Origin of the sequence: Pseudomonas sp. C 49-2 (assembly GCF_003970195.1) — a bacterium.
GTDB lineage: Bacteria > Pseudomonadota > Gammaproteobacteria > Pseudomonadales > Pseudomonadaceae > Aquipseudomonas > Aquipseudomonas canadensis.
In genome coordinates, this window is record NZ_RXYG01000032.1 from 1 (window position 1) to 13,056 (window position 13,056).

Consider the following 13,056-nt stretch of genomic DNA (forward strand, 5'->3'; position numbering starts at 1 on the left):
ACCTTGCGCCGTGCGCTGAAAACCCATCTGCCGGATTACATGGTGCCCGCGCACTTCATGTTCCTGGCGCAGATGCCATTGACTCCCAACGGCAAGCTTGACCGTAAGGGCCTGCCCGAACCGGATGCCAGCCTGCTGCAACAGGCCTACGTGGCCCCCGAAACCGAGCTGGAACAGCAGATCGCGGCGATTTGGGCCGACATATTGCGCCTGCCGCAGGTCGGCCTGAACGACAACTTCTTTGAAGTAGGCGGCCATTCCCTGCTAGCGATCCAGATCACTTCGCGGGTCCAGGCCGATCTGGGCCTGGAAGTGCCGTTGGTGGAAGTGTTCCAGACCGAAACGCTGCGCGCCTATGTGCAGGCCGCCGCCACCTTCCGCGCCGGCAGCGCGGAAGATTTTGATGATCTTCGTGACTTTTTGAGCGAACTAGAGGCGATTTGACCCATGCTTTCCAACCCAAACATCGATCTGGTTTCGCGCTTTCTTCGCCTGCCTCTGGAACAGCGCCAGCAGTTTTACCAACGCCTGCAAAGCCGGGGCATGAGCTTCGCCCAACTGCCGATTGCCTCGATCCGCGAGGACGGCCAGCACCTGCCGCTGTCCTACGCCCAGGAACGCCAATGGTTTCTCTGGCAGTTGGACCCGGACAGTGCCGCCTATCACGTCCCTGGTGCCCTGCGCCTGAGCGGGCGCCTGGACAAGGCGGCCCTGCAACGCAGCTTCGACACCCTGGTGGCACGTCATGAAAGCCTGCGCACCCGTCTGCATCTGGACGGTGAGCAACGCGCCCAGGCAGTACTCCCACAGGCTGTCATCGAGATCGCCGAAAGCGCGGTTGACGAGGCAAACCTCAAGGCATCGGTAGAAGCTGAAATCGCCCGTCCCTTCGATTTGCAGCAGGGGCCTTTGCTGCGTGTCAGCTTGCTTGCACTGAGTGACCAGGAGCACGTGCTGGTATTGGTGCAACACCATATCGTCTCCGACGGTTGGTCGATGGGCGTGATGGTGCAGGAACTGATGCAGCTCTACGCCGCATACAGCCAGGGGCAAGACTGTGCCTTGGCGCCGCTGCCGATCCAGTACGCCGACTACGCGCTATGGCAACGCAGTTGGATGGAAGCGGGGGAGAAGGCCCGTCAGTTGACGTATTGGCGTGAACTGCTCAGCGGCACGCAGCCGGTGCTGGAACTGCCGTTCGACCAACCGCGCCCGGCGCAACAGAGCTTTCGTGGCGCGCGTCAGGATATTGCGCTGGAACCGGCATTGGTCGAGGGGTTGAAGGCCCTGGCCCAGCGCGAAGGCGTGACGATGTTCATGCTGTTGCTGGCGTCCTTCCAAGCGTTTCTGTACCGCTACAGCGGCCAGCCGGATATTCGCGTCGGCGTGCCGATTGCCAACCGCAACCGCGTCGAGACCGAGTCGCTGATTGGCTTCTTCGTCAATACGCAAGTACTCAAGGCCGACCTCGATGGCCAGATGAGCTTTGCCCAGTTGCTGCAGCACACCAAGCGCCGTGCGTTGGAGGCCCAGGCCCACCAGGACCTGCCCTTCGAACAATTGGTGGAAGCGCTGCAACCCGAGCGCAGCCTGAGCCACAACCCGCTGTTCCAGGTGATGTTCAACCATCAGGCCCGTTCGCATTCCGCAGGACAGCAACTGCCTGGCCTGAGCGTGGCCAACTTGGAGTTGGACAGCCACAGCGCCCAGTTCGACCTGAGCCTGGATACCCAGGAAAGCGGCGAGGGCATCTGGGCCTCGTTGACCTATGCCACCGACCTGTTCAGCGCCGCGACTGTCGCGCGGATGGGTGAGCATTGGCTGGGCCTGCTGCGTGACGCGGTGGCGAACAGCGCATTGCCTTTGCAGGACCTGGCGACGCTCGACGCCCATGAGCGCGAGCACATCCTGTATCAATGGAACGCCACCGAGCGCGGCTATCCGCAAGGGCAGTGGGTGCACCAGTTAATCGAAGCCCAGGCGCTGGCACGGCCAGATGCGCCGGCGTTGTGCTTCAACGACCTGTCCCTGAGCTACGCTGAACTGAATAGCCGCGCCAACCGCTTGGCCCATCGCCTGATTGAAGCCGGCGTAGGGCCGGACGTGCTGGTAGGGTTGGCCGTGGAGCGCTCCATCGACATGGTGGTCGGCTTGCTGGCCGCACTCAAGGCCGGGGGCGCCTATGTGCCGCTGGACCCGGAATACCCGCGTGATCGCTTGGCGTACATGCTGGAAGACAGTGGCGTGAAACTGCTGCTGACCCAGGCGCATCTGCGTGATCAGTTGCCGATTCCCCAAGGCCTGGAAACCCTGGTGTTGGGTGAGTCGGATTACTCAGGCTACAGCGACGCCAACCCCGGCATTGCCCTGGACGGCGAAAACCTGGCCTATGTCATCTACACCTCAGGTTCCACCGGTCAGCCAAAAGGCGCGGGCAACCGTCATTCGGCGTTGCTCAACCGCCTGCAATGGATGCAGGAAGCCTATGGCCTGGACGCCGGCGATACCGTGCTGCAAAAGACCCCGTTCAGCTTCGACGTGTCGGTGTGGGAATTCTTCTGGCCGCTGATGACTGGCGCGCGCCTGGTGGTCGCCGCGCCGGGTGATCACCGTGATCCGGCCAAGCTGATCAACCTGATCAATCAACAACAGGTCACCACGCTGCACTTTGTACCGTCGATGTTGCAGGCCTTCCTGCAGGATCCGGCGGTGTCGACCTGCCAGAGCCTGCAACGCATTGTGTGCAGTGGCGAGGCCTTGCCGGTGGATGCCCAGCAACAGGTTTTCGCCAAGCTGCCGCACGCCGGACTCTTCAACCTGTACGGCCCGACTGAAGCGGCCATCGACGTGACCCACTGGACTTGCGTGGACGAAGGCCGCGATGCGGTGCCGATCGGCCGTCCGATTGCCAACCTAGGCTGCTACATCCTCGACAGCAACTTCGAACCGGTGCCGGTAGGCGTGCTGGGTGAGTTGTACCTGGGCGGTATCGGCCTGGCGCGGGGTTACCACCGTCGACCGGCGCTCACCGCCGAACGTTTTGTCGCTCACCCGTTCGTCAAGGGCGAACGCCTGTACCGCACCGGCGACCTGGCGCGCTACCGCGACAATGGCGTGATCGAGTACGCCGGGCGTATCGACCATCAGGTCAAGCTGCGTGGCCTGCGCATCGAATTGGGTGAAATCGAAGCGCGCCTGCTGGAGCACGACTGGGTGCGTGAGGCCGCCGTGCTGGCGGTTGACGGTAAATACCTGGTCGGCTACCTGGTGCTGCAAAATGCCAGCGATGACTGGCGTGACGTGCTGGGCGTCCATCTCGGCCAGCACTTGCCGGACTACATGGTGCCCGCGCAATGGGTGCTGCTGGAGCAGATGCCCCTGAGCCCCAACGGCAAGCTGGACCGCAAGGCGCTGCCCAAACCCGAAGCCACTCACCACTACGAAGCGCCGCACAGTGCGCTGGAGCAACAGATCGCCGCGATTTGGGCCGACGTGCTGGGCGTTGAGCAGGTGGGTTTGAACGACAATTTCTTCGAGCGTGGTGGTGATTCGATCATCTCCATCCAGGTGGTCAGCCGCGCTCGGGCGGCCGGTATCCATTTCACCGCCAAGGCGCTGTTCCAGCACCAGACGGTGCGCAGCCTGGCCCGCGTGGCGCAGTTGCAGACGGCACAGGTGATCGACCAGGGCCCGGTGCAGGGCGCGACGCCGTTGCTGCCGTTCCAGCAACTGTTCTTCGACATGCACCTGCCGGACCGTCATCACTGGAACCAGTCCTTGCTGCTGACGCCACGCCAGCCTCTGCTGGCCGAGCCATTGGAAGCTGCGCTGCAAGCGCTCACCCTGCACCACGACGTGCTGCGCCTGAGTTTCAGCCAGCAAGCCGAAGGCTGGACTGCGCGGCATGATGCGCAACCTGCAGCGCTGCTATGGCAGGCCAGTGTGCAGGACGCCGCCGAACTGCAAGCCCTGTGCGAGCGCGCCCAGCGCAGCCTCGACCTGCAACAAGGCCCATTATTGCGTGCGGTACTCGCAGAAATGGCTGACGGCTCCCAGCGCCTGCTGTTGGTCATGCACCACCTGGTGGTGGACGGTGTCTCCTGGCGGGTGTTCCTCGAGGACCTGCAAAGCCTCTATCGTCAGCAGAAATTGCCGGCCAAAACGTCTTCGTTCAAGGCCTGGGCCGAGCGTTTGCAGGCGCATGCCCGCAGCGAATCGAGCGAGCCGGAAAAAGCCTTCTGGCTGCAACAGCTGCAAGGCGTGCCTGCCGATTTGCCCTGCCGTGATCCGCAAGGCGCACGTCCCGGCCGTCTGGCCCAGACGGTGGTCAGCCAACTGGATGCCGAGCGCACCCGGCAATTGCTGCAACAGGCGCCCACGGCGTATCGCACTCAGATCAACGATCTGCTGCTGACCGCCTTGGCACGCGTCATCTGCCAATGGACCGGGCAAGCCTCCAGCCTGATCCAGCTGGAAGGCCATGGCCGTGAAGACCTGTTCGACGACATCGACCTGACCCGCACCCTGGGCTGGTTCACCAGCCTGTTCCCGGTGCGCCTGACCCCGGCCGAGTCCCTGGCCACCTCGATCAAACAGGTCAAGGAGCAACTGCGTGCCGTGCCGGACAAAGGCCTGGGTTTCGGCGCGCTGCGTTACCTGGGTGACGACGCCACGCGTCAGGCGTTCAGCGCGCTGCCGGTGCCGCGCATTACCTTCAACTACCTGGGCCAGTTCGACGGCAGCTTTGACCAGCCGGACGGCCTGTTCACACCAGCTTCCGAACACGCTGGCGCCGAACAGAGCCCGGATGCGCCACTGGGCAACTGGTTGACCCTCAACGGCCAGGTGTACGGCGGCGAACTGCAAATGGGTTGGACCTTCAGCCCGCTGATGTTCGACGCGCCGCAGATCGAAGCCTTGAGCCAGGCCTTCACCCGCGAACTGACCGCATTGGTTGAACACTGCTGCACGCCTGGCAACAACGGCGTGACGGCGTCCGACTTCCCGTTGTCGCGCCTGAACCAGCAGCAGTTGGAATCCCTGCCGTTGGTCGCCGATGCCGTTGAAGACATCTACACCCTGTCGCCGATGCAGCAGGGCATGTTGTTCCACACCCTGTATGAACAGACTGCCGGCGACTACATCAACCAGATCCGCGTGACGGCCGATGGCCTGGACGTGGCGCGGTTCCAGCAAGCTTGGGATGCCACGGTGCAAGCCCACGATGTACTGCGCAGCGGGTTCTTTTGGGAGGGCCAGCTCGAATGGCCGTGCCAAGTGGTCTATCGCGAGGCTCGGTTGCCGATCGAACACCTCGATTGGCGCGCGATGCCGGAGCGCGAACTGGAATTGCAGAACCTTCAGGAGGCCCAGCGCCGCCAGGGCTTCGATCTGGCCAAGGCGCCCCTGGTGCGCCTGGTGCTGGTGCGCACCGATGAGCAACGCCATGAACTGATCTACACCAGTCATCACATCTTGATGGATGGGTGGAGCAATTCGCGGCTGTTCGGAGAAGTGCTGCAACGTTATGCCGGTGTCGCAGTGCCTGAAGCGGCCGGGCGTTATCGCGACTACATCGGCTGGCTGCAGCAGCGTGATGCCGCAGCGACTGAAACTTTCTGGCGCGAACAACTGAGCGTTCTGCAAGCACCCACGCGCCTGGGCAGCAGCCAGCCGACGGCGGCGGACGGGCATGGCGAGCATCAGCTCAGCCTGGATCGCGCACTGACTGAACGGCTTGAAGCCTTCGCGCGCAATCACAAGGTCACGCTCAACACCCTGATCCAGGCGGCGTGGCTGGTCCTGTTGCAGCGCCATAGCGGGCAGCCGGTGGTGTCCTTCGGTGCCACCGTGGCCGGGCGCCCGGCAGAGTTGGCGGGGGTGGAGCAGCAGATCGGGCTGTTCATCAACACCCTGCCGGTGATCTGCGCGGTGGACGCCCAGCAGACCGTGGCCGACTGGCTGCAAGCGGTGCAGGCGCAGAACCTGGCGTTGCGTGAGCATGAACACACCGGGCTGTACGATATCCAGCGCTGGGCCGGGCAGGGCGGTGAAGCCTTGTTCGACAACATCCTGGTGTTTGAAAACTATCCGGTGTCCAAGGCCCTGGAGCAGGGCGGTGGCAGTGGCATCCGTTTCGGCCTGCCGGATTCTCGCGAACAAACCAACTTTCCGCTGACGGTGCTGGTGGATGTCGGTGACACGCTGTCTGTGCAATTCAGCTTTGCGCGTGCGCATTTCAACGCAGTCACAGTGCAAACCTATGGCCGCCACCTGGTCAACCTGCTGCAAGCCATGCTCGACGGCGACCAACAACGCCTGGGCGACCTGGCAATGTTGGAGCTGGCTGAACGTCAACAAGTGGTCGTTGACTGGAACGCCACGGCGCAGGACTACCCGTTACAGCACTGTGTGCATCAACTGATTGAACAACAGGTGGCGCGCACGCCGGACGCTGCTGCGCTGGTGTTTGCCGAGCAGCGCTTGAGCTATGACGAGCTGAACCGGCGTGCCAATCGCCTGGCTCATCGATTGATCGAGGCCGGTGTGGGCCCGGACGTGCTGGTGGGCCTGGCGGTAGAGCGTTCGATTGAAATGGTGGTAGGCCTGCTTGCGGTGCTTAAGGCCGGTGGCGCCTATGTGCCGCTGGACCCGGAATACCCGCGTGATCGCTTGGCGTACATGCTCGACGACAGCGGCGTGAAACTGCTGCTGACCCAGGCGCATCTGCTTGAGCAACTGCCGATTCCGCAAGGCTTGAATAGCCTGGTGCTGGGTGAAGCCGCGTTCGAAGGCTACAGCGACGCCAATCCTGAAATTGTGGTGAACGGCGAAAATCTCGCCTATGTGATCTACACCTCAGGCTCCACCGGCCAACCCAAAGGCGCCGGCAACCGTCATTCGGCCCTGGCCAACCGTCTGCAGTGGATGCAGGAGGCTTACGGCCTGGATGTGAGCGATACCGTGTTGCAAAAGACCCCGTTCAGCTTCGACGTTTCGGTGTGGGAGTTCTTCTGGCCGCTGATGACTGGCTCACGCCTGGTGGTTGCGGCGCCGGGCGCTCACCGGGATCCGGCCAAGTTGATCAAGCTGATCAATACAGAACAGGTCACCACGCTGCACTTTGTGCCGTCGATGTTGCAGGCCTTCCTGCAAGACCCGACGGTTGCGACCTGTCACACCCTGCACCGCATCGTGTGCAGCGGCGAGGCCTTGCCGGTGGACGCCCAGCAGCAGGTCTTCGCCAAGCTGCCCCAGGCCGGGCTCTACAACCTGTATGGTCCGACCGAAGCCGCCATCGACGTGACCCACTGGACCTGTGTCGATGAAGGCCGCGATGCAGTGCCGATTGGTCGCCCGATTGCCAATCTCGGGTGCTACATCCTCGACAGCAACTTCGAGCCGGTGCCGGTCGGCGTGCTGGGCGAGTTGTACCTGGGCGGCATCGGCCTGGCGCGGGGTTACCATCGTCGTCCAGCACTGACTGCCGAGCGTTTTGTTGCCCACCCGTTCGTCAAGGGCGAGCGCCTGTACCGAACGGGCGACTTGGCGCGTTACCGCGAAGACGGTGTGATCGAGTACGCCGGGCGTATCGACCATCAGGTCAAGCTGCGTGGCCTGCGCATCGAGTTGGGCGAAATCGAAGCGCGCCTGCTGGAACACGACTGGGTGCGTGAGGCCGCCGTACTGGCGGTGGATGGCAAGTTCCTGGTGGGCTACCTGGTGCTGCAAAACGCCGATGACGACTGGCGCGATGTGCTAAGCGCCCATCTGGCGCAACAGCTGCCGGACTACATGGTCCCGGCGCAGTGGATGGTGTTGGAGCAGATGCCCCTGAGCCCCAACGGCAAGCTGGACCGCAAAGCCCTGCCGAAAGCCGACGCCAGCCTGCAAGCCCGGGAGTACGTCGCCCCGAACAGCGAACTGGAGCAACAGATTGCCGCGATCTGGGCCGAAGTGCTGGACGTGGAGCGGGTGGGCCTGCACGACAACTTCTTCGAGCTGGGCGGGCATTCCCTGCTGGCAACCCAGGTGGTGGTGCGCCTGCGCGAGCAGTTGCACGCCGAATTCGACGTCAAATCGATTTTCACCACGCCGACCCTGGCCGAGTTCAGTGCCCATGTCGCCGCCCAGCAAACAAATAATTCGCCGGTGCAGGACGCATTGGCTAAATCCTTGGAGGCCCTCAAACGTCTATCAGCAGAAGATTTGGATAAATTGATTTCCTGAGGGGCGTGGCGTGCAAGCATTAATCGAGTCGGTAGGGTCACTTTCGGCGCAACAAAAGAAAGCGTTGGCGGTAATGCTCAAGCAGCAAGGCATCAACCTGTTTGAGATTGCCCCGGTTTTCAAGCGTCAGGAAGGTGAACCCCTTCGACTCTCTTATGCCCAGGAGCGGCAGTGGTTCTTGTGGCAATTGGAGCCGCAAAGCCCGGCCTACCACCTGCCGCGCGCCCTGCGGTTGAAAGGCCGTCTTGACCGGGCGGCCCTGCAACGCAGCTTCGACAGCCTGATCGCCCGCCACGAAAGCCTGCGCACCTACTTGCATGAGGATCTTGACCAGGTGCTGCAAGTGGTCAGGCCTGAATTGCAGCTGGATATCCCCCTCGAAACGGGTGACGCCGCGCAGCTTGAAGCCCAGGTGCAAGCGGAGGTCGCCAAGCCCTTTGATCTGCAACAAGGCCCGCTGCTGCGGGTCAAGTTGCTGCAGGTGGCGCCCGATGATCACGTGTTGGTGCTGGTGTTGCACCACATCGTCTCCGATGGTTGGTCGATGCAGGTGATGGTCGACGAACTGGTGCAGTTGTACGTCGCCTACAGCCAGGGCCAAGACCTGCGCCTGCCGGACTTGCCGATTCAATACCCGGACTACGCCTTGTGGCAGCGCAGTTGGATGGAAGCCGGCGAAAAAGAGCGTCAGCTCGGTTATTGGTGCGAGCGGTTAGGCGGCGAGCAGCCGGTGTTGGAGTTGCCGCTTGATCACCCGCGTCCGGCCGTGCAGAGCTATCGCGGTGCGCGCCTGGACATTGGCCTGGACGCGGCACTGGTCACCGGCCTCAAGGCGTTGGCCCAGCGCGAAGGCGTGACTCTGTTCATGTTGTTGCTGGCGTCGTTCCAGGCCCTGTTGTATCGCTACAGCGGGCAGTCGGACATCCGCGTTGGCGTGCCGATTGCCAACCGCAATCGGTCGGAAACCGAGCGGTTGATCGGCTTTTTCGTCAACACCCAGGTACTCAAGGCCGACATCGACGGGCAAATGACCTTCAGTCAGTTGCTGGCCCAGGTCAAGCAACGTGCGCTGGAGGCCCAGAGTCATCAGGACCTGCCGTTCGAACAGTTGGTGGAGGCCTTGCAGCCCGAGCGCAGCCTGAGCCACAACCCACTGTTCCAAGTGATGTTCAACCATCAGACCGAAGGCCGTCGGGTACGTGGTGAGCAGCAGTTGCCGGGGCTGGCGGTGGAAGCCTTGGAGTGGGACAGCCTGAGTGCGCAGTTCGACCTGAGCCTGGACACCCAGGAATCGCCCGAAGGCATTTGGGCGTCGCTGACCTATGCCACTGACCTGTTCGACGTGGCGACCGTGCAGCGCATGACTGAGCATTGGCAAACGTTGTTGCGTTCAGTGGTCGGGCGCGCCAGCAATCGCATTGCGCAACTCGCGATGCTGGTCGACGACGAGCAACGCCGGTTGTTGCAAGACTGGAACCACAGCGCGGCGGCGTTTGAGGACCTTGTGGGTGTACAGGGATTGTTTGAAGCCCAGGTTCAGCAGCACCCCGACGCAGTTGCCTTGTGCCTGGACGATCAGTCAATCAGTTACGCTGAGCTGAACCGTCAGGCCAATCGTCTGGCCCATCACTTGATCAGTCTGGGCATTGGCCCGGAAGTGTTGGTGGGCGTAGCGGTCGAGCGTTCGTTCGATATGGTGGTGAGCCTGCTGGCGGTGCTCAAGGCCGGCGGCGCCTACGTGCCGCTGGACCCGCAATACCCGCGTGAGCGCCTGCTGCATATGCTCGAAGACAGCGGCGTGCGCCTGGTGCTGACCCAGGCCCATGTGCCGATGCCATTGCCCGAAGGCATGGCGACGCTGGACCTGGCGGATGCGCACCTGGCGCTGTGCCCTGAGCGCGACCCGCAGGTAGCGGTCTCGCCGCAAAACCTGGCCTACGTAATCTACACCTCGGGCTCCACCGGCAAGCCCAAGGGCGTGGCGATCAACCATGCGGCACTCACCGAGTTTTCTAGCATTGCCGCGGGTTATTCGCGGTTGACCCCTGAAGATCGCGTGCTTCAATTCGCGACCCTCAACTTCGACGGTTTCGTCGAGCAGCTGTACCCGGCATTGACCCACGGCGCCACCGTGGTGCTGCGCGGTCCGGAGTTGTGGGACAGCGCGCGGTTGTACGATGAAATCATCGCCCAGGGCATTACCCTGGCCGACTTGCCGACCGCCTATTGGAACCTGTTCCTGCTCGACTGCCTGGCCGCCGGCCCGCGTTCCTACGGCGCGCTTCGCCAGATCCACATCGGCGGCGAAGCCATGCCGCTGGACGGTCCGGCACAGTGGTTGAACGCCGGGCTCGGCCATGTGCGTTTGCTCAACACCTATGGCCCGACCGAAGCCACCGTGGTGTCGAGCGTGCTGGACTGCACGGCGGGCACCGAAATGATCGGCGCCACCGCCAGCCCGATTGGCCGCTCGCTGCCAGGTCGCGCGTTGTATGTACTGGATCGCGATCTGAACCTGGCACCGTTGGGCGCCGTGGGCGAGTTGTATATCGGCAGCCGCTGTGGCCTGGCGCGTGCCTATCTGAACCGTGCGTTGCTGACGGCTGAACGTTTTGTGCCGGACCCTTTCGGTGAGACCAGCGAGCGTCTGTACCGTACCGGTGACCTGGCACGCTACCGCGCTGACGGTGTAATCGAGTACGTCGGCCGGGTCGACCATCAAGTGAAAATCCGTGGTTTCCGCATCGAGCTGGGTGAAATCGAAGCGCTGTTGCTGGCCCAGGCGGGCGTGCGTGAGACGCTGGTGTTGGCGGCCGACAACCAGCTCGTTGCTTATTTGGTTGCCGAGCAAAACGACGCCGAAGCGCTCAAGTCGATCCTGCGTGAACAATTACCGGATTACATGGTGCCTGCGCACCTGATCTTCCTTGAACGCATGCCGCTGAACCCGAACGGCAAGCTGGACCGCCAGGCACTGCCCAAGCCGGATGCCAGCCAATCGCAGCAGGTGTGGGTCGCGCCGGTCACCGAACTGGAGCAGCAAGTCGCCGCAGTGTGGGCCGATATTCTCGGCGCCGAGCGGGTAGGGCTGACTGACCACTTCTTTGAGATGGGCGGGCATTCGTTGTTGGCGATGCAGGTGGTGTCGCGCCTGCGCCATGCATTGGGGCGTGAAGTCCCGCTGAAACTGCTGTTCGAGCAACCGCGCCTTGAAGGTTTTGCCGCCACCTTGCACGCACTGGAGGCGCCGGAAGGTGAGCAGGCGCCGCCGCTGCTGGCGGTCGGCCGCGAACACCCACTGCCGCTGTCTTACGCCCAGGAGCGCCAGTGGTTTCTCTGGCAGTTGGACCCGGACAGCGCTGCGTACCATATCCCCAGCGCCTTGCGCCTCAAGGGGGCTTTGGATGTCTCGGCGCTGCAACGCAGTTTCGAGGCCCTGGTGGCGCGCCATGAAAGCCTGCGCACCCATGTGCAAGTGCAGCCGGAGGGCGCGCGGCAAGTGATTCGAACTGATGCCGCCTTGCCGATCAGGTTGGGCGAGGTCAACGAGGCCGACCTACAGGCCCAGGTCGAGGCCGAGATCGCCCGGCCATTCGATTTGCAAGAAGGGCCGTTGTTGCGCGTGAGCCTCCTGCGCCTGGCCGAAGACGACCATGTGTTGGTGCTGGTGCAGCATCACATTGTGTCCGATGGTTGGTCGATGCAAGTGATGGTCGATGAGTGGGTGCAGTTGTATGCCGCATTCAGCCAGGGCCGGACGCCAGACCTGCCGGGTATGCCGATCCAGTACGCCGACTATGCCGTGTGGCAACGCACCTGGATGGAGGCAGGGGAAAAGGTCCGCCAACTCGATTACTGGCGTGACCTGCTCGGCGGTGAACAACCCGTACTGGAATTGCCGTTCGACCACCAGCGCCCGGCACAACAGAGCCATCGCGGCGCGCGCCTGGACGTAGCGCTGCCGACCACCCTGGCCGCCGAGCTCAAGGCCTTGGCCCAGGCGCAGGGCGTGACCCTGTTCATGTTGCTGCTGGCCTCGTTCCAGACCTTGTTGCACCGCTACAGCGGCCAGCAGGACATTCGGGTCGGCGTGCCAATCGCCAATCGCAACCGGGTCGAGACCGAGCGGCTGATCGGCTTTTTCGTCAATACCCAGGTGCTCAAGGCCGATATCGATGGGCAGACCACCGTTGCCCAGTTACTGGCCCAGGTCAAGCAGCGCGCGCTGGAAGCCCAGGCGCACCAGGACCTGCCGTTCGAGCAACTGGTCGAGGCCCTGCAGCCCGAGCGTAGCCTGAGTCTCAACCCGCTGTTCCAGGTGATGTTCAACTTCCAGGCCGAAGGTCGTACCGGTGATGAACCCCAGGCGCTGGCGCAGTTGCGCATCGAAGGCTTGGAGTGGGACCGGCGTACCGCCCATTTCGACCTTGACCTGGATGTCCAGCAAAGTCCGGACGGGCTCTGGGCGTCGCTGGGGTACGCCACCGACCTGTTCGAAGCGTCGACCATCGAACGCATGGCGCGGCATTGGCAGAACCTGTTGCAGGCGATGGTTGCCGATCAACAGCAAACCATCGCGCAGCTGAACCTGCTTGACTTTGACGAGCAGCAACACATTCTTCAACTGTGGAATCAGGCAGATGCAGGCTTCTCGGCCGAGCGTCTTGTGCATGAGTTGGTGGCTGACCGCGCCAGGGAAAATCCGCATGCGATCGCCGTCAAATTCGACGCGCAAACCCTGAACTATGGTGAGCTGGACAGCCAGGCCAATCGCCTGGCCCACGCCTTGATCGCCCGTGGCGTCGGCCCGGAAGTGCGCGTGGCGAT

Annotated in this window: 3 protein-coding genes; all 3 read left to right on the forward strand. The window is 62.9% G+C overall.

The window, feature by feature from the left end:
• Positions 1 to 444, forward strand: a 444-nt coding sequence (locus tag EJ576_RS29495; protein WP_126571751.1) for a phosphopantetheine-binding protein, incomplete at its 5' end; no start/stop codon positions are given.
• Between the two features lie 3 nt (positions 445 to 447).
• On the forward strand, positions 448 to 8,229 hold the full coding sequence (locus EJ576_RS29500) for a non-ribosomal peptide synthetase (RefSeq protein WP_126571752.1): 7,782 nt from the start codon (positions 448 to 450) through the stop codon (positions 8,227 to 8,229).
• Between the two features lie 73 nt (positions 8,230 to 8,302).
• On the forward strand, positions 8,303 to 13,056 hold a 4,754-nt coding region (locus EJ576_RS29505; RefSeq protein WP_126571753.1), incomplete at its 3' end, for a non-ribosomal peptide synthetase.